General features: G+C 37.8%; 23 protein-coding genes. 17 read left to right on the top strand and 6 right to left on the bottom strand.

Translation table 11 applies throughout. The annotated features are described in order from the left end of the window. Positions 1-35 precede the first annotated feature (35 nt). From polA to ABC382_RS21870, 12 genes are all read left to right on the top strand, one after another. Entirely contained in the window at positions 36-2,663 is a 2,628-nt protein-coding gene (gene polA, locus ABC382_RS21815; protein WP_322606040.1) for a DNA polymerase I, read from the top strand. Positions 2,664-2,675: 12 nt separating this feature from the next. After that, positions 2,676-3,548: a bifunctional DNA-formamidopyrimidine glycosylase/DNA-(apurinic or apyrimidinic site) lyase gene (mutM, locus tag ABC382_RS21820; protein ID WP_312506595.1), complete on the top strand. Its 873-nt coding sequence runs from the start codon at positions 2,676-2,678 to the stop codon at positions 3,546-3,548. 13 nt (positions 3,549-3,561) lie between these two features. After that, the gene (gene coaE, locus ABC382_RS21825) at positions 3,562-4,155 is read left to right on the top strand and encodes a dephospho-CoA kinase (protein ID WP_274794055.1); all 594 of its coding nucleotides are present in this window, start codon (positions 3,562-3,564) and stop codon (positions 4,153-4,155) included. 205 nt (positions 4,156-4,360) lie between these two features. Then, on the top strand, positions 4,361-5,383 hold the full coding sequence (locus tag ABC382_RS21830) for a glyceraldehyde-3-phosphate dehydrogenase (RefSeq protein ID WP_322611814.1): 1,023 nt from the start codon (positions 4,361-4,363) through the stop codon (positions 5,381-5,383). Positions 5,384-5,643: 260 nt separating this feature from the next. Then, positions 5,644-6,114, top strand: coding sequence for a transcriptional regulator NrdR (nrdR, locus tag ABC382_RS21835; RefSeq protein WP_004226277.1), 471 nt, complete (start codon positions 5,644-5,646; stop codon positions 6,112-6,114). A gap of 16 nt (positions 6,115-6,130) precedes the next feature. Continuing rightward, positions 6,131-7,495, top strand: coding sequence for a replication initiation and membrane attachment family protein (locus ABC382_RS21840; protein WP_274794053.1), 1,365 nt, complete (start codon positions 6,131-6,133; stop codon positions 7,493-7,495). 27 nt (positions 7,496-7,522) lie between these two features. After that, positions 7,523-8,452, top strand: coding sequence for a primosomal protein DnaI (gene dnaI / locus ABC382_RS21845; protein ID WP_274797364.1), 930 nt, complete (start codon positions 7,523-7,525; stop codon positions 8,450-8,452). A gap of 682 nt (positions 8,453-9,134) precedes the next feature. Continuing rightward, positions 9,135-11,066 (top strand): threonine--tRNA ligase, encoded by a 1,932-nt coding sequence (thrS, locus tag ABC382_RS21850; protein ID WP_274794052.1) that lies wholly within the window; start codon positions 9,135-9,137, stop codon positions 11,064-11,066. A 415-nt stretch (positions 11,067-11,481) separates the two neighbouring features. Continuing rightward, positions 11,482-11,985 (top strand): translation initiation factor IF-3, encoded by a 504-nt coding sequence (infC, locus tag ABC382_RS21855; RefSeq protein WP_016994853.1) that lies wholly within the window; start codon positions 11,482-11,484, stop codon positions 11,983-11,985. 31 nt (positions 11,986-12,016) lie between these two features. Next, positions 12,017-12,217, top strand: a complete 201-nt coding sequence (gene rpmI / locus ABC382_RS21860) for a 50S ribosomal protein L35 (protein ID WP_004226312.1) — start codon at positions 12,017-12,019, stop codon at positions 12,215-12,217. Between the two features lie 57 nt (positions 12,218-12,274). Beyond that, on the top strand, positions 12,275-12,634 hold the full coding sequence (gene rplT / locus ABC382_RS21865) for a 50S ribosomal protein L20 (RefSeq protein ID WP_004226314.1): 360 nt from the start codon (positions 12,275-12,277) through the stop codon (positions 12,632-12,634). Between the two features lie 131 nt (positions 12,635-12,765). Continuing rightward, positions 12,766-13,029 (top strand): DUF1294 domain-containing protein, encoded by a 264-nt coding sequence (locus tag ABC382_RS21870; protein ID WP_274794051.1) that lies wholly within the window; start codon positions 12,766-12,768, stop codon positions 13,027-13,029. A gap of 23 nt (positions 13,030-13,052) precedes the next feature. Here ABC382_RS21870 and ABC382_RS21875 read toward each other — a convergent pair whose 3' ends face one another. Then, positions 13,053-13,448, bottom strand: coding sequence for a sigma-w pathway protein ysdB (locus tag ABC382_RS21875; RefSeq protein WP_274794050.1), 396 nt, complete (start codon positions 13,446-13,448; stop codon positions 13,053-13,055). A gap of 105 nt (positions 13,449-13,553) precedes the next feature. On the opposite strand from ABC382_RS21875, the gene ABC382_RS21880 reads away from it, so the two are divergent. From ABC382_RS21880 to argF, 3 genes are all read left to right on the top strand, one after another. After that, a complete protein-coding gene (locus tag ABC382_RS21880; RefSeq protein WP_274794049.1) occupies positions 13,554-14,039 on the top strand; it encodes a dUTP diphosphatase in 486 nt (161 codons plus the stop codon). Positions 14,040-14,134: 95 nt separating this feature from the next. Further along, a complete protein-coding gene (locus ABC382_RS21885) occupies positions 14,135-15,223 on the top strand; it encodes a M42 family metallopeptidase (RefSeq protein ID WP_274794048.1) in 1,089 nt (362 codons plus the stop codon). Between the two features lie 194 nt (positions 15,224-15,417). Next, the gene (gene argF / locus ABC382_RS21890; protein WP_274794047.1) at positions 15,418-16,383 is read left to right on the top strand and encodes an ornithine carbamoyltransferase; all 966 of its coding nucleotides are present in this window, start codon (positions 15,418-15,420) and stop codon (positions 16,381-16,383) included. 283 nt (positions 16,384-16,666) lie between these two features. On the opposite strand, the gene ABC382_RS21895 is transcribed toward argF, so the two are convergent. Both ABC382_RS21895 and sspI read right to left on the bottom strand, forming a co-directional pair. Beyond that, entirely contained in the window at positions 16,667-18,046 is a 1,380-nt protein-coding gene (locus ABC382_RS21895) for an FAD-binding oxidoreductase (protein ID WP_322611815.1), read from the bottom strand. Positions 18,047-18,124: 78 nt separating this feature from the next. Next, positions 18,125-18,334, bottom strand: coding sequence for a small acid-soluble spore protein SspI (gene sspI, locus ABC382_RS21900; RefSeq protein ID WP_274794045.1), 210 nt, complete (start codon positions 18,332-18,334; stop codon positions 18,125-18,127). 236 nt (positions 18,335-18,570) lie between these two features. Between sspI and ABC382_RS21905 the strand changes: the two genes are divergently transcribed. Next, positions 18,571-19,095: a sigma-70 family RNA polymerase sigma factor gene (locus ABC382_RS21905; protein ID WP_322606045.1), complete on the top strand. Its 525-nt coding sequence runs from the start codon at positions 18,571-18,573 to the stop codon at positions 19,093-19,095. Positions 19,096-19,292: 197 nt separating this feature from the next. Continuing rightward, the gene (locus ABC382_RS21910) at positions 19,293-21,419 is read left to right on the top strand and encodes a putative bifunctional diguanylate cyclase/phosphodiesterase (protein WP_322611816.1); all 2,127 of its coding nucleotides are present in this window, start codon (positions 19,293-19,295) and stop codon (positions 21,417-21,419) included. A 48-nt stretch (positions 21,420-21,467) separates the two neighbouring features. On the opposite strand, the gene ABC382_RS21915 is transcribed toward ABC382_RS21910, so the two are convergent. The 3 genes from ABC382_RS21915 to ABC382_RS21925 all read right to left on the bottom strand — a co-directional run bounded on the left by ABC382_RS21915 (position 21,468) and on the right by ABC382_RS21925 (position 23,386). Beyond that, on the bottom strand, positions 21,468-21,659 hold the full coding sequence (locus ABC382_RS21915) for an H-type small acid-soluble spore protein (protein ID WP_274794041.1): 192 nt from the start codon (positions 21,657-21,659) through the stop codon (positions 21,468-21,470). A gap of 12 nt (positions 21,660-21,671) precedes the next feature. After that, a complete protein-coding gene (locus tag ABC382_RS21920; protein WP_274794040.1) occupies positions 21,672-21,836 on the bottom strand; it encodes a YfhD family protein in 165 nt (54 codons plus the stop codon). Positions 21,837-21,976: 140 nt separating this feature from the next. Next, entirely contained in the window at positions 21,977-23,386 is a 1,410-nt protein-coding gene (locus tag ABC382_RS21925; RefSeq protein WP_312507426.1) for a glycoside hydrolase family 18 protein, read from the bottom strand. Positions 23,387-23,489 lie beyond the last annotated feature (103 nt).

Here is a 23,489-nt window from a genome sequence, read left to right on the forward strand (position 1 = left end):
CAATTAAGTAGAAGACAACGCAGGAGGATAAAAACATGACTAAAGAAAAATTACTATTATTGGACGGTAATAGTTTAGCGTATCGCGCGTTTTTTGCGTTGCCATTGTTAACGAATGATAGTGGCATTCATACCAATGCTGTGTACGGCTTTACAACAATGCTACAACGAATATTAGAGGAAGAACAGCCAACAAAAATATTAGTCGCTTTTGATGCTGGAAAAACAACATTCCGCCATGAAACGTTTACGGAATATAAAGGTGGGCGACAAAAAACCCCACCAGAATTATCAGAGCAATTCCCTTATTTACGCAAGCTAATTGATGCCTATGGAATTAAGCAATATGAACAAGAATTATATGAAGCGGATGATATTATAGGAACGCTCGCTAAAGAGGCATCATCACAGGATATGGATGTGATTATTGTATCGGGAGACCGTGATTTAACTCAGTTAGCGACAGAGCAAGTAACGGTCTATATTACAAAAAAGGGCATTACGGAAATTGAGAAAAATACACCAGCCTTTATTGAAGAAAAGTACGGTTTAACGCCACTACAAATTATTGATATGAAAGGCTTAATGGGAGATTCTTCAGATAATATTCCTGGAGTACCAGGTGTCGGTGAAAAAACAGCAGTAAAATTATTAAAAGAGCATGGCTCCGTTGAGGCACTTTATGAGGCAATGGATACGTTGAAGGCCTCCAAAATGAAGGAAAAGTTGGTAGCTAATGAAGAGCAGGCCATCATGAGTAAGAAGCTGGCAACGATTTATACAGATGCTCCAATTACCATTTCACTTGCTGATCTTGTTTATAACGGGCCAAACGAAGAAGAATTAATGAGTGTTTGGCGTGAGCTTGGCTTTAAATCACTCATTGAAAAAAGTGATTTTACAGTCCAAGAAGAAGAACAAGCACCATTTGAATATGAGTTAGTGCAAGAAGTAAAACCAGAAGACTTAAAAGATGTGATGGCTGTACATGTTGAGCTTGAGAATGAGCATTATCATACATGTCAGCAATTAGGAATCGCTTTATCAGATGGTACTAAGACACAATATATCCCGTTTGATATTGCAGCAAAATCAGATGAACTTCGTCGCTGGTTAGAAGATGCAACAAAAATAAAATATATGTCTGATTCTAAGGCAGCTCAAGCGGCATTAAAGCGAGCAGGTATTCAATTAGCAGGCGTTGACTTTGATTTGCTTTTAGCCTCATATATTAATAATCCTGGGCTAAGTGGAGATGATGTTGCCACACTAGCAAGGGAGTTAGGCTACTATGATGTCCAAGCAAATGAGACGGTTTATGGCAAAGGAGCTAAGCGTGCGATTCCAAACATTGATCAACTTGCTCAGCATGTTTGTCGTAAAGCTTTTGCTGTGTGGTCATTACAGCCGAAGCTAGAAACGTTATTAAAAGAGAATGAACAATTTGATCTTTATAAAAACTTAGAATTACCATTGGCAAGAATTTTGGGCGAGATGGAAAGTGAAGGGATTACAGTTAACCGTGCTACGTTAGAAAAAATGGGGCACGAGCTGAATGACAAACTAATAGTGATTGAGCAAGAAATATATGCAGAGGCTGGAGAAAAGTTTAATATTAATTCACCTAAACAATTAGGGGTTATTTTATTTGAGAAGCTTGGTCTACCTGTGATTAAAAAGACCAAAACAGGCTATTCTACAGCGGCTGATGTATTGGAAAAATTACAGTCGGAGCATGCGATCATCGAACATATCCTATTGTATCGACAGCTTGGTAAATTACAATCCACGTATATCGAAGGTTTACTAAAGGAAATTCATGAATCGGATAGCAAGGTGCATACACGCTTCCAGCAAGCTTTAACTGCGACAGGACGTCTAAGTTCTACAGATCCTAATTTACAAAATATACCTATCCGTTTGGAAGAAGGACGCAAAATCCGTCAAGCATTTGTCCCTTCAAAAGAGGATTGGATTTTATTTTCTGCCGATTATTCGCAAATTGAATTGCGCGTGCTGGCACATATGTCAGAAGATAAAAACCTTGTAGAGGCTTTCCGCGAAGGCATGGATGTTCATACGCGAACTGCTATGGATGTATTCCATGTAGCAGAGGATGAAGTGGATAGTAATATGAGGCGTGCTGCGAAGGCTGTTAACTTTGGGATTGTTTATGGCATCAGTGATTATGGACTATCACAAAACTTGGATATAACGCGTAAGGAAGCCGCGATATTTATTGAAAAATATTTCGCAAGTTTCCCAGGGGTTAAACAATATATGGATGATATTGTACAAGATGCAAAATTTAATGGGTATGTCACAACCATTTTAAATAGACGTCGCTATTTACCAGACATTACAAGCTCGAATTTTAATTTAAGAAGCTTTGCGGAGAGAACGGCAATGAATACACCGATCCAAGGTAGTGCCGCTGATATTATTAAAAAAGCAATGATTGATATGGATGCTCGCTTGAAAAAAGAAAAGATGCAGGCAAAACTACTTCTACAAGTGCATGATGAATTAATTTTTGAAGCTCCAAAAGAGGAGATTGCTTTGCTAGAAAAAATTGTACCAGAGGTAATGGAAAATGCCATTGGGCTTTCCGTACCGCTCAAAGTAGACTTCAACCATGGCTCTACATGGTACGAAGCAAAATAAGGAGGGATTCAAATGCCTGAATTACCAGAGGTGGAAGGTGTCGTCCAGGCATTGAAGCCAAAAATTGAAGGACGGACAATTCAACAAGTACAGCTATCTGAAAGGGTACGTTTCTCTTTTAGTGAGGGTAAGCAATGCATCGTTAAACAAGCAGAGCCGGATGCATTTGAATTGTCTTTGTCGCACATGACAATAACTAAAATTGAACGACGAGCGAAATATATATTCTTTCATTTGATGAAGGATGATGTGCCATATGTGCTTGTCAGTCATTTAGGCATGACAGGTGCATGGTTTGTTGTGAATGAACCAGAAGAAATCAATGAGGAAAAATTCCAAAAGCATATCCATGCAACATTTAAAATGGCAGATGGGGGATACTTAATTTATTCGGATATTCGTCGCTTCGGTGAACTTCGATTTTTGGCAAAGATTGAAGATCATGTGCCGCTAACAAAGATGGCACCAGAGCCATTCGATGAGCATGCTTGTGAATTTTTTATAGCACAATCTAAATTACCAAAATATGAAAATAAAGCTGTGAAAGAGGTTATTATGGATGGGCAAGTCATCTCGGGCTGTGGCAATATTTATGCTACTGAAGCATTGTTTGCCCAGAAAGTTCATCCTGCACGGAAAATGAATCGCATTAGTGACAAACGTAAAAGAGCTTTATTTGAGGAAATTGTTGCTGTCCTACGCCAAAGTATTGAAGCGGGTGGTTCAACTATTTCTGATTATCGAAACATTAATGGGGAAGCCGGGAGTATGCAGAATCGGCTGAAAATGTATGGGAAAAAGATATGTCCAGTATGTGAAACAGCAACGAGTCAAATGACAATTGGTGGACGTACCTCTGTTTATTGCCCAAATTGTCAACATTAAAGGGGATTTAACGATGATTATCGGACTAACAGGAAGTATTGCAAGCGGCAAAAGTACAGTAGCAAAAATGATGACCGAACTAGGGTTACCGATTGTTGATGCAGATATTGTAGCACGAGATGTCGTAGAACCAGGAACAGAGACATTAGCTTTAATTGCTGAAAGCTTCGGACAAGCTATTTTGCTTGAGGATGGCAATTTAAATCGAACAAGGCTGGGGGATATTATTTTCCATGAGCCTGCCAAACGCAAAATTCTAAATGATATTATGCATCCAGCCATCCGAAAAGAAATGCTACGTCAACGTGATGCTTATTTAGAGGCAGGGTATCAGCATGTTGTGATGGATATACCATTGTTATTTGAGAGTAAGCTTCAGCATTTTGTGGAGCGTATCATTGTCGTATCGGTCAGTGAAGAAGTTCAGCTTCGACGCTTAATGGAACGTAATAATTTATCAAAAGAAGATGCTTTAGCACGTATGCATTCACAGCTACCAATGTCTGTCAAAGAAAAAGGCGCAGATGCGGTTATTTATAATAATGAGAATATAGAAAATACAGAGGAACAATTAAGGAAAATCCTCAGTTATTGGAATGTTATTTAATGGTTTCTTTAAGATGCGTAGCAAAATATGTTTGCTGCGCATTTTTTAATGGGGAAACGACATAATAAGGATTAATTTTTCAGAAAATAAGAACTTTTATATTGTGAATATATAATGTTCATCTTTTTTAAAATTGTGTTATACTAATCACCATAAAGTATATAATTAATTAATCTGAGTATGTACTCACAGGAGGATATTATAAATGACAGTATCAATTGCTATTAATGGTTTCGGACGTATCGGACGTATGGTTTTCCGCCAAGCGATCGTACAACAGGATTTAAATATCGTTGCAATTAACGCGAGCTACCCAGCTGAAACGTTAGCACATTTGATTAAGTATGACACAAATCACGGAACATTTGAAGGTACGGTAGAACCAGCAGGCGATGCTTTAGTTGTAAACGGTAAACGTGTTCAAATTATTAGCGAACGTGATCCATTAAAATTACCTTGGGCAAAAATGGGTGTAGATATCGTTATTGAAGCTACTGGTAAATTTAATGAACGTGAAAAAGCAGCAATGCACTTAGAAGCGGGCGCTAAAAAGGTTATCTTAACAGCACCTGGTAAAAACGAGGACGTAACAATTGTTTTAGGTGTAAATGATGACAAACTTGATATTGCTAAACATGATGTTATTTCAAATGCTTCTTGTACAACGAACTGCTTAGCTCCAGTAGCGAAAGTATTGAATGACACATTTGGAATTGAGAATGGCTTAATGACAACAGTTCATGCTTATACAAATGACCAAAAGAACCTAGACAATCCACATAAAGACCTACGTCGTGCACGTGGATGCGCACAATCCATTATTCCAACATCTACAGGTGCTGCAAAAGCATTAAAATTAGTTTTACCTGAATTAGAAGGTAAGATTCATGGTATGGCATTGCGTGTTCCTACACCAAACGTGTCTTTAGTAGATCTTGTAGTAGATTTAAATACGGATGTCACAGTTGATGCTGTCAATGCTGCATTCGTAAAAGCTGCAACAGAAGGTTCGATGAAGGGCATTTTGAACTTCTCTGTTGAACCATTAGTATCTTCTGATTACAACACAACTACTTACTCATCAACGGTTGATGGACTTTCTACAATGGTATTAGGCAGCCGTAAAGTAAAAGTACTTGCATGGTATGACAATGAATGGGGCTACTCTGCACGTGTAGTAGATCTTGTGAAAAAAGTAGCGAATGCTTTAGAAACAGTAAACGCATAAAAATTTCATCGTGAGCACATTGAAATCTAAGTGATTTCAATGTGCTTTTTTTATGTAGAGGAATACCGAAAATGGTTAAGTGTTATGTTATTTGTGCTACAATGGCAATCCTTCTAGACCTCTTAAATTTGAATAATTTTCTTGTACTTTAGGTGCTTTAGGTTTATCATGTGCTCACAAACATGAATGCACTTTTCTTACATGTAGGAAATTTGTTATAATAGAAATATTAAATTGTTGTAAATCAGGAGAGTAATTATATGAGATGTCCATCTTGCCAATTTAACGGAACGCGTGTTGTGGATTCGAGGCCAGTAGATGATAATAAAGAAATTCGTAGACGTCGTGAATGTGAGTCGTGTGGCTTCCGTTTTACAACGTTTGAAAAAATTGAAGAGACACCATTAGTCGTAGTTAAAAAGGAAGGTTCACGAGAGGAGTTTAGCCGTGAGAAGGTACTTCGTGGACTTATTCGTGCTTGTGAGAAACGCCCAGTAGCGCTTGATGTACTGGAGGAACTTGTCCTATCTATTGAAAAAGATCTTCGTCGTATAGGCAATTCAGAAGTACGCTCAGAAGACGTCGGTGAAATGGTAATGGATCGCTTAGCTAAAATTGATGAGGTAGCCTATGTGCGATTTGCCTCGGTTTACCGTCAGTTTAAGGATATTAATGTTTTTATTGAGGAAATTAAAGATATTATTCAACGTCAAACGGAGAAAAAATCATAGAAAACAGAGAGGATGAATGACGTTGATTCATTTATATAAGGAATTGCAGCCTGGCGATCCTTTCGACATTCGTCTACCTCATGCATTTTCTACACAGGAGCGTCAATTAGTTACATTGTTTTATCAACCATTAACCGGCTCGGAGCCAATTAGCCTTTATTTAACGTTATGGGCTGAAGCTGAACAAATGCCAAAACAGCAAATGACCCATTATTATTTAATGAATGTGCTCGGATTGCCCATTGGTAAAGTGTTTGAGGCCCGTATTGCACTGGAGGCAATCGGTTTGCTACGCACATGGAAAAAAGAAAATGCGGGTGAGCGTAGTTTTTTATATGAGCTACAGCGCCCACTTGATGCAGATAGTTTTATGAAAGATCCGTTGTTGTCGATGTTTCTGTTTAGTAAAATCGGCGAGCAGGCCTATCGAAACTTACGTCAGCGCTTTATGTCACCTGTAAAGGACAAAGAATTTAAGGATGTGTCTCGCGCCTTTATTGATGTCTTTAAGCCTGTTCATTCTAATATCCCATCCGATTTACAAGTGGATACGAGTCAAAAGGATAAACAGCAAAAAGTATATCCTTTTTATTTGGAGCAATTTGATTTTGATTTGTTGCAAGCAGGTTTGTCAGAGCAATTGGTACCTTCCAATTTGTTGACATTAGAAGTACGTGAAGCGATAGCGAAACTGGCATTTTTATATCATTTAACAGCCCTTGATATGCAAAAAGTGGTCATTCTTGCTTTGGACGATGATTTAGGAATTTCCCAAGAACGTTTACGCAAGGCTGCTGCCGATTTTTATAAATTAACAGTTTCAAAGGAGCCGCCAAAACTAGCAAGAGTAAACGAACCTCTACCAGTAGCAGAAGTGGGGCAAAAAACGAAGGATCAGGAGCTCCAACATTATTTAGAGACAACAGCTCCTGTTCAAGTATTACGTGATATTAATAATGGTAAAGAACCATTACAAACGTCTGTTCAACTTGCAGAAAATTTAATCGTTCAGCACGGCATGCCAATTGGGGTAGTCAATGCATTATTAGAATACGTTATGCTAACGACAGATATGAAACTACCTAAAAAATATGTGGAAACGATTGCTGATCACTGGGTACGTAAAAATGTCCAAACGGCAAAGGAAGCAATGGAGCTTGCACGCCAAGAGCATGATAAATATACTGCTTGGAAAAACAAGCCACAAACTGCAAATAAAACGAGTCAACAGGTCAAAGGACGTTCAAGAAATCAACGTGAAGAAAAAGTCCCCGAATGGTTTTATAAACGTAATGAAAAACAAGAGGAAGATGCTTCTAGCACGATAGACTTTGAAAAAGAACGTCAGAAAATATTGGAAATGCTAGGAAAAAGTGAATAGCAAAGAAGGTGAGCAACAATCGAACCTATAAATGGACCATTAAAACGAGCAATAAATGTACCGTCGTTTCAAGAACGCTATGAAGCTATGCGACGTGAAATTTTAGAACATCCACAAGTACAGGAATTTCTAGCTCAACATGCAGATGAATTAAACTACGAGAATATTGAACGAAATTTACCAAAGCTTCATGAATTTATTAGTCAATCTACAGAATGCTGTGGTTGCGATAATACCGAACACTGTACCAACTATTTAAAAGGCTTCCTCCCGACATTAAGAATCGTCAGGAATTCTATTGAAATGGACTATGTTCGTTGTGAGCAAAAGGTACGAGAAGAAGAACGCCGAGATGTTGCGAATATGATTGCAAGCATGCACATGCCAAAAGATGTGCTCCAAGCGACCATTCAAGATCTAAGTATTGATGATGAATCTCGCGTCGCGATTGCACAAAAAGCGGCTCAATTTGTAAAAATGACAAAAGAGTCAGGTCAACTACCCTCCAAAGGGTTTTACTTATTTGGTAAATTTGGTGTTGGGAAATCTTTTGTGCTTGGTGCTTTAGCTAATGAGCTAGCATCGATTAAAATTCGCTCTGTTGTTGTGTTTGTCCCAGAGTTTTTACGAGAAATGAAAAATGCTATAGGCGATAATACATTAAACGAGAAAATAGATTATATTAAAAAAGCTCCAGTCCTAATGTTGGATGATTTAGGTGCAGAAACTATGACGGCGTGGACGCGAGATGAAATTTTAGGAACCATTTTCCACTATCGTATGGCAGAGCAATTACCAACGTTTATCACGTCTAATTTTAATTATGATGAATTGGAGCACCATTTAGCACAGTCACAAAAGGGTGATATTGAAGTTGTAAAAGCAGGACGAATTATGGAGCGTATTAAAGCCTTGACTATACCGATTGAAATGCGAGGTAAAAATCGTCGTATGTAACATTGGTAGTTGCATTTTTCGACAATCGAGCGTATACTGACTCATATACTTAATATCAACATGCATTGATGAGGACATGAATTTTGTGTATCAGCTTATAGAGAGGGAAGTCATCGGCTGTAAACTTCCTAGTGTCGGCACATTATTTACTACCTACTGAGCAGCGAAAGGGATAATCTTTCGCCGGTCCCTAGCCCGTTAGCTAGCCTTGAGCTTCGTCTGACTTTAGATAAGTCGGAAGGAAGAAGGGTGGAACCACGAGCATACGCTTCGTCCCTTTCGTAGGGACGGAGCTTTTTTGTTTTCTAGCACATATGAAGAATGCCCTAGAATGAGAAGGAAGCTGTTCGAAAAGTTGAAGACTCCGCTCGCAAGGATGGTGACCTCGTCCGAGAGAGGGGAAACCGCTCGCAAAGGAGTCGCAACTGCTCCAAGAGAGGAGAGAACCGCTCAAAAAAGTGGTCACACAGCTCGCAAAGGAGTCGCAACCGCTCCAAGAAGGGGGAGAACCGCTCCAAAAGTAGTTCACACCGCTCCAAGAGAGGAGAAATCCGCTCCAAAAGACTTGAGACCTGCTCAAATAGGGTGCCCTAATTTCTAGCTAAGCTGAAATACTCGAACGATTGCCTGATTCACTCATCAATCATTATGAATTTAACACAACTAAAGGAGTGCAAAGAATATGTCAGAAATGATTAAATTAACTTTTCCAGATGGCGCTGTAAAGGAATTTGCAAAAGGCACATCAACTGATGACGTAGCATTATCAATTAGCCCAGGCTTACGTAAAAAGGCTTATGCGGGTAAAATTAACGGTGTGTTAGTGGATTTAAAAACACCAATTGAAGAGGATGCAACAATTGCAATCATTACACAGGATGATGAGGAAGCTCTTGAGATTTTAAGACATTCAACAGCTCACTTAACAGCGCAAGCTATCAAACGTCTATTCCCAGATGTAAAGCTTGGTATTGGTCCAGTTATTGAAGGTGGTTTCTACTATGATATTGACTCACCAACACCAATTACTGCTGAAGATCTACCTGCAATTGAAAAAGAAATGAAAAAAATTATTGCTGAAAACCTAGAAGTAGAACGCAAAAATGTAAGTCGTGCGGAAGCTCAAGCAATCTATGAAGAAATTGGCGATGAATATAAATTAGAATTACTAGAAGCTATTCCTGCTGATGAGCAAGTGTCTATTTATTATCAAGGAGAATTTTTCGACCTTTGCCGTGGTATTCACGTACCATCAACAGGTAAGCTTCGTGAATTCAAGCTTTTATCTTTAGCGGGTGCTTATTGGAGAGGAAACTCTGATAATAAAATGCTTCAACGTATTTATGGTACAGCGTTCTTCAAAAAAGAAGAATTAAAACATCACCTACAAATGTTAGAGGAAGCAAAAGAACGTGATCACCGTAAAATCGGGAAAGAATTAGACCTGTTCACAACTTCTCAAAAGGTAGGGCAAGGTTTACCACTTTGGTTACCAAATGGTGCAACAATTCGTCGTGTTATTGAGCGCTATATCGTGGATAAAGAATTATCACTTGGGTATAAGCATGTTTATACACCAGTATTAGGTTCGAAAGAGCTTTATCAAACTTCTGGTCACTGGGATCATTATCAAGATTCTATTTTCCCACCAATGGAAATGGATAACGAGACATTAATTATGCGTCCGATGAACTGTCCTCACCATATGATGGTTTACAAAAACAGCATGCATTCTTATCGTAACCTACCATTACGTATTGCAGAGCTTGGTACAATGCACCGTTATGAAATGTCAGGAGCAGTTTCAGGCCTACAACGTGTACGTGGGATGACTTTAAACGATGCTCATATTTTTGTTCGTCCAGACCAAATTAAGGCGGAGTTCCAAAAAGTTGTACAATTAATTTTAGAAGTTTATAAAGATTTTGATTTAAATGATTACTCATTCCGTCTATCGTATCGCGACCCAGCGGATACTGAAAAATACTTTGATGATGATGCAATGTGGGAAAAGGCACAAAGCATGTTAAAAGAAGCGATGGATGAGCTTGGCTTAGATTACTTCGAAGCTGAAGGTGAGGCTGCTTTCTATGGACCAAAACTTGACGTACAAGTAAAAACAGCGATTGGTAAAGAAGAAACTTTATCAACAGTTCAATTAGACTTCTTATTACCTGAACGATTTGACCTAACTTATGTTGGAGAAGATGGTAAACCACATCGTCCAGTCGTTATTCACCGTGGTGTAGTATCAACAATGGAACGTTTTGTTGCCTTCTTAATTGAAGAGTACAAAGGCGCATTCCCAACATGGTTAGCACCAGTACAAGTGGAAGTCATTCCAGTATCAAATGAAGCTCACTTCGACTATGCAAAACAAATTGAAGAACAATTAACTGCAGCTGGTTTACGTGTAGAAATGGATGACCGTGAAGAGAAATTAGGCTATAAAATCCGTGAAGCGCAAATGAAGAAAATTCCGTATATGCTTGTCATTGGGGATAAAGAGGTTGAGGCAAATGGCGTGAATGTACGTCGTTATGGCTCAAAAGATTCTGAAACAATTAGCTTTGAAGATTTCCTAGCAACGATTAAAGCTGAAATTACTAAATAAGCATTTACAAGAAACCCTCGCTTGCATAAGTGAGGGTTTCTGTATAAAATAAATCTTACTTTTGTATAATATATTTCATTCTAGGTCAATATGGTAGAGATAAGAAATTAAACATTTGACAACTTATCATATACATGCTAATATAATTAAGGTTAATGAATACAAAGTTTGTGGTTGAAGTAGAGGCTGCCCGCTTCTCACCTGATACAACGCTTTAAAGGCTGTGAACAGGTATGACACGTTGAATTGTTTTGCGTAAACTTGCGCATGCACATATAGCGGGCGGACATCTTCAAAAATGTCCGTCCTTTTTTTATGGACATGACAAGAGGATGTACCGTTCAACCGGGCAAGGCTTTGCCCAAACCATGTATTCGCGACAACTACTTGGAGGTGGATTACTATTAGCAAAGACATGTATGTAAACGAAGGCATTCGCGCACGTGAACTTCGATTAATCGATCACAATGGTGACCAGCTTGGTGTAAAGACACGTAATGAAGCGCTAGAAATCGCCGCTCGTGTAAACTTGGATCTTGTCCTTGTGGCCCCTCAAGCCAAGCCGCCAGTCGCTCGTATCATGGACTATGGTAAATTTAAGTTTGAACAGCAAAAGAAAGACCGTGAAATTCGTAAAAATCAAAAGGTCATCGTAATGAAAGAGGTTCGTCTGAGCCCAACTATCGATGAGCATGATTTCCAAACGAAGTTACGTAATGCGATTAAATTCCTTGAAAAAGGCGATAAAGTAAAATGTAGCCTACGTTTCAAAGGTCGTGCGATTACACACAAAGAGATTGGTCAACGTGTGTTAGATCGTTTTGCTGAAGCTTGTGCTGAAGTATCAACGGTAGAACAAAAACCGAAGATGGAAGGCCGAAGCATGTTCTTAGTTCTTCAACCAAAGAACGAGAAATAATATTAGACGAACAGTTTAGGAGGAATTCGACATGCCAAAAATGAAAACTCACCGTGGAGCTGCGAAACGTTTCAAAAAAACGGGTTCAGGTAAATTAAAATACGACCGTGCTTATGGAAGTCACTTATTCGCAAACAAATCTACGAAACAAAAACGTCACCTACGTAAAGCAAACATCGTTTCATCTGGTGACTTCAAACGCATCAAATCTTTACTTGTTTACATGAAATAATTGACTACAAAAAAATACTAACATTCATTTTTTAATGAAAAGCAGGAGGTAATTCATATGCCACGCGTAAAAGGCGGAACAGTGACGCGCAAACGTCGTAAAAAAGTATTAAAATTAGCTAAAGGTTACTATGGTTCAAAACATACATTATACAAAGTTGCTAACCAAGCAGTAATGAAGTCAGGTCAATATGCATACCGTGACCGTCGTCAGAAAAAACGTGATTTCCGTAAATTATGGATCACTCGTATCAACGCAGCTGCTCGCATGAATGGTCTTTCTTACAGCCGTTTAATGCACGGTTTAAAAGTTGCAGGTATCGAAGTTAACCGTAAAATGTTAGCTGACCTTGCTGTAACTGATGCTGCAGCATTCACTCAATTAGCAGACGCTGCAAAAAAAGCAGTAGCTAAATAATAGTTGACAATGTCAATTATTATTTCTGCACCGAAAGCGTAGCGACAGGTGCCAAAAAGACTGATGGATTTTTCCATCAGTCTTTTTTATGTTAGATTAGTAGTATAACGTTTTTTGATAAGGAGTAGAGAATGGGACAAGCATTATTAGCTTATATGGGTATACTATCAATTGTGCTGCTCATTTTAATGGGTATGGACAAATCTCGTGCGAAAAAGCATGAATGGCGAATTGCAGAGCGCACTTTGTTTACATTAGCTATTGTAGGAGGGGCAGTTGGTGGTGTACTTGGTATGTATTTATTCCGCCACAAAACACGCCACAATAGTTTTGCATTTGGGTTTCCACTACTAGCAGCCATTCAACTATTTATTGTTGTACAATTGTGGGTTTAAACGAAAATAAGAAAAACACATCCTCATGAAGAGGATGTGTTCCGCATAAGCTGTTCAATGGGCTGCTTCCAATTAATTTTAGCACTTGGATAGTTCAATAAAATTTCTTGCTGTAAATATTCAAAGTCGCTCTTGGTGAAGCCTTGCAACGTTGCGGCATCTCGAGCACCAACGAAGATAGTGACAACCTCGAAGGCATCTTCTGTCGTACCCAGGTATTTTTCACCTTCAAAAAGAGCACCCTTATAAGAAATAAAGAAATTTTTGCGGACATTTTTAACGTCATCATAAAAATAATATTGGCCTTTTTCATAGGCTTCATCAAGTTTGCGTTTAGGATCGGTTATATAACGAATCGCTTTATAAAATACATAGATAATAAGCGCTATTACAGCAAGTCGAATTAGTAACGGCAACATGTTTAAATTTCCCCCTTGAAGAAAGGTTATTCTTTCCTATACGATTAGAGAGGTCAAATAGTTTCACTTTTACTTAAATATTTTTTAGAAATTTAGGAGAAAAAAATGAATTTACAACAATTGTTTACTATGCAAAAAGAGCTTGATGATTTTATCGAGCAAACACAAAATATTCAACAAGATGTATTTCAAGAAAAGGGCTTGGCATTAATGGTAGAGCTTGCTGAGCTTGCCAATGAAACGCGCTGCTTTAAATTTTGGAGTACTAAAGGACCATCAGCACGTGAAGTCATTTTAGAGGAATATGTTGATTCTATCCATTTTATCTTATCCCTTGGCTTATTAAAGGGCTATACATCCATTGAAAAGTGGCCAGTAATTGAAGAGCAAAGAAATTTAACGGAAACTTTTTTACAGACACAAAGTGCTATTTTAACATTTATTCAACAACCTACTCAGGATCACTATTTAACCATTTGGCAATGCTATGGATTACTAGCGTATAATCTTGGATTTACATTTGAGGATGTTGTTGGTGCTTATATTGAAAAAAATCAAGAAAATTATAATCGTCAGCGCTCAGGCTATTAAAATTAAGAAATACACCAATTTTCAGACGATTAAGCTAGGAATATTTCGGTAAACGAAGTATAATAAAGAAGATACAAGAAGTAGGAGGCCAAAGGATGACACAACTAGATCCAACATTACAAATGTTTAAAGATTTAACAGATGCGAATGGTATTGCAGGTAATGAACGTGCACCTCGTGAGGTCATGAAAAAATACATTGCACCATATGCAGACACTGTAGAAACAGATAACTTAGGTAGTGTAATTGCTAAAAAAGTGGGCGATGAAAACGGTCCAAAAATTGTCGTAGCAGGACATTTAGATGAAGTAGGTTTCATGGTTACGCAAATCGATGACAAAGGCTTTATTAAATTCCAAACAGTAGGCGGCTGGTGGAGCCAGGTTATGCTTGCACAGCGTGTAACAATTACTACACGTAAAGGTGACGAAGTGATTGGGGTTATTGGTTCAAAGCCACCACATATTTTACCTGCAGATGTGCGTAATAAAGTGGTAGACATTAAAGATATGTTTATTGATGTAGGTGCTGCTTCTAAGGATGAAGTACTTGAATGGGGCGTACGTCCTGGCGATATGGTAACACCATACTTTGAATTTAACGTCATGAAGAATGACAAGTATCTATTAGCAAAAGCTTGGGATAATCGTATCGGTTGTGCTATTGCTATTGATGTAATGAAAGCGTTACAAAATGAAAAGCACCCAAATATTCTTTATTCTGTAGGAAATGTGCAAGAAGAAGTTGGGCTTCGTGGTGCTAAAACGGCAACACATAAAATTCAACCAGATATTGGCTTTGCAGTTGATGTAGGTGTAGCGGGAGATACTCCAGGAGTTACAGCAAAAGAATCAACTAGTAAAATGGGTGCTGGCCCACAAATCGTTGTGTATGATGCATCAATGGTTTCACACCGTGGCTTACGTGAGTTTGTATTAGATGTAGCAGATGAGCACAATATTCCATATCAATTTGAAGCGATGGCTGGCGGTGGTACAGATGCTGGCTCCATCCATGTAACAGCAAATGGTGTACCAGCACTATCCATCGGTATTGCGACACGCTACATCCATTCACATGCAGGTATCCTACATCGTGATGATTATGATAATGCTGTTAAATTAATGGTAGAAGTCATTAAAAAATTAGACCGTGAAGCAGTGAATAAAATTACATTTGACTAATAAGCAGATGAAGGGTAGCTAGTTTAAACTAGCTATCTTTTTTATGTTGTATGCATAATTATTCAAAAGTACGAATTTTTGTCACATTTGAAGATGAATGAATAATTACTGAAATAAATTATAAAAATTCAGTTGATTTTATATTTATGCATGTTATACTAATTTCAACAGCAACGATATAAGGAGCGAATGCTATGAAATTACTCGAAGAAGTCCAGTTAAAGTTAGTGTCTAGTTTAAAAGGAAAGGATTTACTAACTTTGCTAGACTATACTAGTCAAGAGGTTCAAGAACTTATTGAATTAGCGACACAGCTTAAAATGATTACAAAAGAAGGGAAATGCCCAAGATTATTAGAAGGTAAAACACTTGGCATGATTTTTGAAAAACATTCAACTCGTACACGTATTTCATTTGAAGTTGGCATGAATCAATTAGGTGGAAAAAGTATGTTTATGCATGCTCGCGATTTACAGATTGGTCGTGGGGAATCAATTTATGATACAGCCCATGTATTATCAGGTTATTTAGATGGTATTATGATTCGTGCAAACTCTCACGCAATGGTCAAAGAGTTGGCGGAGCATGCTGCCATTCCAGTTATCAATGGATTAACGGATATTTATCACCCTTGTCAAGCATTAGCGGATTTAGAAACGATTGCAGAGAATAAAGGAATTTTAAAAGGGCTTAAAATTGCCTATGTGGGAGATGGCAACAATGTAGCGCACTCACTTGTTGTTGCTTCAGCACATGTAGGGATGAACGTCGCAGTGGCAACACCAGTTGGTTATGAATGTGATGCAGAAGTAATCGCCAAAGCACAGGCAATTGCAGCGGCTAATGGCAGTACAATTATGATCACAAATGACCCTGTAGAAGCTGTATTAAATGCCGATGTGGTCTATGCGGATGTTTGGACATCAATGGGTCAAGAGGAAGAGGCGGCAAAACGATTACAAGATTTTGCAGGCTATCAAATTAATGATGAACTAGTTGCCTATGCAAAATCGAATTATATGTTCTTGCATTGTTTACCAGCACATCGTGAAGAAGAGGTTGCGACATCTGTTATTGACGGGCCTAATTCTTATATTTTTGAACAAGCTGAAAATAGATTACATGCACAAAAAGCAGTGCTAGCGTCGATTTTAGCTTAGAATTTGGACATATACTTCTTGTGAGTTTGAGAAGTACGATAAAGAGGGTTCATTTGGGCAACAGAGGGTGTCCAAGTGAATAACATACTGTGGTAGGCAGACAGAGGGATGTACACCACGCGCGATGTTTGTTGTCAAGATGGATGGCTACATCGCTACATAGTAAAGTAACCTGGGAGACGCTAGGTTACTTTTTTATTTGTGAACATGGATCAGATTGACGTTTCGTTATGAATAAACAATCAACCCGCTGATGATTCGACAATCAGCGGGTTATTGCTAGTTATAGGTTGAAAATCTTTCCAGGATTCATAATGTTGTGTGGATCGAGTGCTGCTTTTATACTCTTCATGACTGCTAGAGAGGTACCATGCTCAGTGGCTTGATATTTCATTTTGCCAATGCCAACGCCATGTTCACCTGTGCATGTACCGCCTCGAAGTAAAGCATATTGAACGATCTGCTCATTGAAGCGGTTTGCTTTTGCCTGCTCCTCTTTGTCATTCGGGTTTAACATTAAGAGAGCATGGAAATTACCATCACCTACATGGCCTACAATCCCACCAGCAAGTCCAACGTGATCAAGCTGTTCACGTGCATATAAAATGGTTTCTGCAAGCATAGAGATCGGTACACAGACATCCGTTGACATAAGCTTCTTGCCAGGGTATGCATGAATATACGCATACGCTAACGAATGACGGGCTTCCCAAAGTTTATTACGTGACGCAGTATCTTGTTCAAATTCAACGGATAGACAATGAAAGTCCTCAAAAATTTCAGTGGTAAATGCTATATCTGCATGCATACCTGCTTCATTACCGTGAAATTCTAAAAATAAAGTTGGTTTTTCGTTGAAGGAAGTATCGTTATAGATGTTGGCTTGTTTAATTGAGGCTTCATCGACCAATTCCACTCGACCAATTGCAATGCCTGCCTGCAATAAAGCAGTGACGGCACTGACAGCATCTCCTACTGTGTCAAAAACCGCACGCCCTGCAGTTACAAATTCCGGTATACCATAGACTTTCAAAGTTAACTCAGTAAAGCAGCCAAGTGTCCCTTCTGAGCCGACAAATAAACCGTTTAGATGATAACCAGAAGAGGACTTTGCCGCCAAATTGCCAGTATGGATAACAGAGCCATCTGCAAGTACAACTTCTAAATCACGAACTTGGTCACGCATGACACCGTAGCGCACAGCAGTAGTGCCACTAGCATTAGTTGCTGCCATACCACCCAGTGTGGCATCTGCACCTGGATCTACTGTGAATTGAAGACCATGTTTTTTTAACTCCTTATTTAATTGGGAGCGTGTGACACCAGGCTGTACTTTTACAAGAAGGTCATCTGGTCGAACTTCTAAAATAGCATTCATTTCAGAGAAATCAATAGAAATACCATGTGAAATGGGAATGGCATTGCCTTCCAAGCTAGAGCCAACACCGAATGGTACAACAGGAACAAATTGTGCATGCGCAATTTTTAGGATGGCACTGACATCTGCTGTGGAGCGGGGAAAAACAACGATATCAGGTAGGCTCATCGCATGATGAGATTCATCCTTCCCATGTAGCTGTCGTACCGTTTCGTTGGTTGACACTTGATCTTCTACTAAGACCTGTTTGAGTTGATTGACAATTAATTCTACAGCAATAGTCATTCCAATCCCTCCAAATTTTCTGATAACTAAAACTTTATCATGCATTTATTGGAATTGGAATGCACTCTTCATAAAAAATCAGTTAGCAAATGCTTTTTCTAGTTTTTGAACGAATGCATCTTGTTCAGATGTACTTGATTGTTTCCACCATTTTTCAAAAAACACCCCAAGTCCTGGGAGTAAATGCTCTTCTCCACGGCTAATTGCATCTTCGACAATATCTTTAAATTCAGCTGCAGATTGACCATGGACATTCGCTGTAATGGCATCTCTTATTTGAAAATTCATCTATTTCGCCTCCTTAGTAGTAATTTGTCCAACCTTCGTTTAAATATGTATGAAATCCCACAGAAAATATAAGATTTTTACAATAACATACTGTAATTATGTATAAATATGTAAAGAATTTGAGCCATTCTAAGTTATGAAATGATGAAAAAGACCATTCGCCTTCTATCATCAGCAGCACTAAGATAGGATTACCTAGGAATTAGGACTGTGCATAGTCGATTGGAAAGAAGAAAATGACCATTGAGAGCAAAAAACTGTCGTCTACTCAGACGTTCGAAGAAGTATTAGAAGCTGTGCAACCAATGATTACATCGATAATAACTAAGCTTCAAATTTATAAGGATTTTGATTATTATCGTCAAATTGCTTCTATTGCTGTATGGAAAGCATGGCTAAAAGCACAACCAGCAAAAGGACAATTTTCAGCTTATATATATTCTTCGATAAAAGGAGAGATTTTAAATGAATTATCTAAGGAAAAAAATTATTTAGAGCGAATAACAGTTGTTGAGGATGAAACACTCCATTATATGCTTAGTGAACGCGAGAGAGGGGAGAGTCAAAAAAGTTCCGACTACCTTGAATGTATTTTTACCCAATTAGAGCAGGGAGAAAGACATATAATCCTTCTTTATTATGTAGCTGGTTATAATGATCGAGAGATTGCTGACATCCTAGGTTTATCTAACGCTGTCAGTAAAAAAAGACGAATGAGAGTCATTCAAAGGCTAAGAGAACCAATTTTTCAAGTAGAGTAAAGCACTAAAATATCAAAAGTATGCTAATATTGAAATAAAATGAATATTAGCATACTTTGTTAAAGTGCATACAAATTCCGATAAAAGTGTTATGATTTGTAAGAAGTCAAAGAAATATACAAGTCTAAATTTATTATTCAATATAGATAGATAAATTTTCCTAGTGAATGTTTATAGAGTGGTATGGAGGGTTTGTATTGGAGAAATGGTTTAATCGGGTAGAGAAAAAAGAGGTTTGGTTTATAGTATTGCCACTAATACTTGTCATACCATTATTAAGCTTCAGTCATCAGCTATACGATGTTTTTCAAGGAGACATCTACAGTAATTTAGAATTAGTGATACGAGTATTAATTATTGCATTTACAATGGCGATTGCCATCCAATCCTATTTAGTATTTTCACATTTATTATCAAATCAAACTTTATACATAGGTAATATGTTTTTTGTCGTTTCATTACTAGAATTAGCAGGCTTGTTTTCTAGTCAAAATCAATCATTACATATAATCTTGCGTTTGTTCCTTTCATTTGGGTTTTTATTTCTTATTTTACATCCTCGAAAACAAATGACCCTCAACTATCGAAAGTTTTCATATGCAAGTTCATTGCTTTTCGTAATAGGAAGTATTTTTCTGGTGTATATGACGGCCGACATCATGACAGGTCAGTTGCTGGATCTTATCGATAATATCGTACACTTATTGGCCATTATTTTTCAAATTTTAACTATTGTTATTATTAGTAGGTACATAAAAAAAATACCGAAGCAATCCATGTTGCTGATTAGTGCAGCTATCTCCTTAATAATTAGCGATGCCTTTTTTATAATTAGTCAAGATCAAAATGCTATTTGGGATTTCTCTGCATTGATCTATCTATTTTTGGCTTTTTACTTTTTCTTAAAAGCCATTTTTTATACATCTGTTGAAAAGCCGTTTCAACAACTGTTAAAAATAAAAAAGGATCTTGAACAATCCCAACAAGAACTTCGGTTTCAAGCTTATCATGATGATATTACACTGTTGCCAAATGAACATTTATTACTAAAAACATTAAAAGACAAATTACACGATAATAATAAAACGCAAAAAGCAATCATAGCCATAGAAATTGACCGTTTTGCAGCTATTCGTTCATCGATAGGGATAAGCAATTCTAATAAAATGATGAAGCTTGTCGCCAAGCGTATACAAACAATTGTACCTCCCCATTATTTTGCTACTAAATTACAAGAGGGACAATTTGTTATTTATATTAACCATGTAAAAACAATTGAAGAATTATTACAATTTTGCTTAAATCTCAAAAGTGCCATGAAAGATCCATTGCAGGTACAATTATTTTCGTTAAATGGCAATCTAAATATGGGGATTGCTCTTTATGAGGATCAATGGACTAGCGAAGAGCTACTGATGCATGCACAGCTAGCAATGCGTGAGGCTAAACAAATACCTCAAAGGTTTCTTTTTTATAAACCGTATATGTCAAAGGGCATCGCAGATCGAATTCTGTTAGAGCAGGACTTACATAATGCATTAGAAAATCAGGAATTTTATTTAGATTATCAACCACAGGTTAATTTAAAAACCGGGACCGTTGAATCTGTTGAAGCATTAGTTCGCTGGCGTCATCCAACTCGTGGCTTTATTCCACCTGATGTATTTATTCCGATTGCTGAGGAATGTGGCCTAATTATTCCATTAGGTAAATGGATTTTAGAAACTGCTTGTATGCAAGCGAAAACATGGGAGAGACAAGGGCTACCACAGATGAAAGTAGCAGTGAATTTATCCCTTGGACAATTGTTCCAGCAAGATTTAGTAGAAATGGTAGAACATATATTGCAACGTACAAATTTAGAACCTAAATTTCTTCAATTAGAAATTACTGAAAGTATGACGATGAATATCGATCAAATGACACAGCTTTTACATGAGTTAAAGGCACTTGGCATTCAAATTGCCGTCGATGATTTTGGAACAGGCTATTCATCCTTATCGTATTTGAAGGATTTTCCAATTGATTGTCTAAAAATCGACCGCACCTTTGTAAGAAATGTTCCAAATAATCCGAATGATGAAGCGCTTGTATCCATGATTATTTCAATGGCTAAACATTTACGCTTGAAGGTTGTTGCGGAGGGCATTGAAGAAGTGGAGCAACTATCTTTTCTAATAGAAGGTGGCTGTGATTATATCCAAGGCTACTTATTTAGTAAGCCAATCTCTCCACAGCAAATTTCAGAAACCTTTAGCGAGCTACACCGTCATGTGGAAAACGTTTTAACACCGCTACAATATAATGAGGACTATATGATTTAAAATAAAAAAGGACCTGCTTATTTCCAATAATAAGCAGGTTTTTGATCTTTAGTGAACAAGATATTCTTCCTTTAATTCTGATATATCCACTTCTGATCGCTCTTCTAATGAACGGCGGAGGTGAACTGTCGCTGTTCTCTCATCGTCATGGAGTTTATCGATCCAGATGGAAACGCCATTATAGCTCACTTCATATTCTAGCGGTGAGGCGACAATTTCTTGTGCACGCTGATAATCCAACGGAAGCCCCCCTTATTTTTTCTTCTTATTTTTATTTTGCGCAACTGAGTTAATCAGCTCCATGAACTCTTGAGAAAATTCCTCACTAACCTTGTTTGGTGCTATCTTTTGGTTTTTTGGTGTTTGAGGTAATGAACCTTTATTATTACTTTGACCTTGTTTATTATCTCTTCCCATGTGAGTTGCTCCTTTCATGTTGATATCTTTTAATATGGCTTTGAACTGAATTTTTTATCCCGTAATAAAAATGAGTAAAACGCTAATTCACATGTGGAAAAGTCGCATCAATTTTTGTTTTATGAGAACAATAAGTAGAACTAAGATTTTTTGATGGAAAAATTATTATCCAACAAAGCCCAATTTTGAGGGAATGGGAATCCTAATGCCCAATAACTGATACCACGAAGATTATATTGTTTAACCATGTCAAATTTAGCCTGTGCACTCCTTGCATCTTCAAACCATACCTCATGATTTCTTCCTTGCTCATCAACATATCGATAAAAAGGAGATTGTGCTATCGGATCAAATTGAATCGTTGCCCCATACTTGATGGCCCTATCCAATGCTTCCTGTGGACTGAATGTTTCGGCTTCTTGCCCTTTGACATGTGGTAAAAGCCAGTCTCTTGCATACAGTTCAAAGCCCAATAAAATTTTATCAGCAGGCATTTCCGTTAAAGCATATTCCACCACTCTTCGCATTTCATTAATAGGAGAAATGGCTTGAGGAGGGCCAAAGCGGTATCCCCATTCATATGTCATTAATACTACGAAATCTGCTATTCTACCGTGTGCCTCGTAATCCTGAGCTTCATATAACGTTCCAGCCTGTGTAGCACTCGTTTTGGGTGCGAGAGCCGTGGACACAAGATAACCCTTTGGATGAAGTGTATCAGCTGCTAGTTGAATGAATGCATTATAATTTTCACGATCTGCTGGCAAAACATTTTCAAAGTCAATATTCAAGACTTTATAACCTTTATTTTGCATCACTTGTAAAACATTATTCATCACCTTTTTTTGCAGATCTGCATTGGATAAGACGACATGTGCTAAATTTGAGCCCTCTTCTGTAGAAGTAAAATTAGTGAGCGTTAACATAGGGATGATGTTGTTAGCTTTTGCAGCCATAATCATTTTTTCATCATTTATTGGTTGTAAAGTACCATCTTCCTTCATCATATAAGCAAAGGGACTAAAATAAGTTAGTAAATGACCAATTGCATTAATGGAGTCAATTGCTTCTTCTGAAGGTTGGTAGGAATAAGCGTTGACTTCAATCAGTGGTAACTTCCTTGGAATAATTAAATGAGTACCAATGTAAAGCATATTAGGATTAGTAATATTATTTTCCGCCGCAATGGCTTGAATCGTTGTTCCGTATCGCTGAGCTATTTGCCATAATGTTTCTCCTGGCTGCACGCTATGAATAATTGGTGGAATCAATAATTTTGTTCCAGGTGTTATCCTATCAGGATTTGTTAGATGATTTGCTGTCACGATGGATTGTACAGGAACGCTAAATTGATGTGCGATTGACCATAACGTATCTCCACTTCGAACGGTATAAATTATATAAGGAGAAGGAATAACCAGTGATTGTCCGATAGCTAATTGATCGGGTGTAGTCAATGCATTTAATTGACTGAGCGTTTGAACAGGTACAGTATAACGATTAGCAATTTGCCACAGTGTTTCACCAGCACTCACTACATGAATAAGCATAGAACACCTCCAACACGATGATATTAGTGCATCATATGTTTCAATTATGAAAAAGAGAATGTTAGGTTGAGTCTAGTATAAAAGCAAATTCTTTCTAAATTAG

The sequence above is a fragment of the Lysinibacillus phoenicis genome (assembly GCF_047238325.1).
Taxonomy (GTDB): Bacteria; Bacillota; Bacilli; order Bacillales_A; family Planococcaceae; genus Lysinibacillus; species Lysinibacillus irui.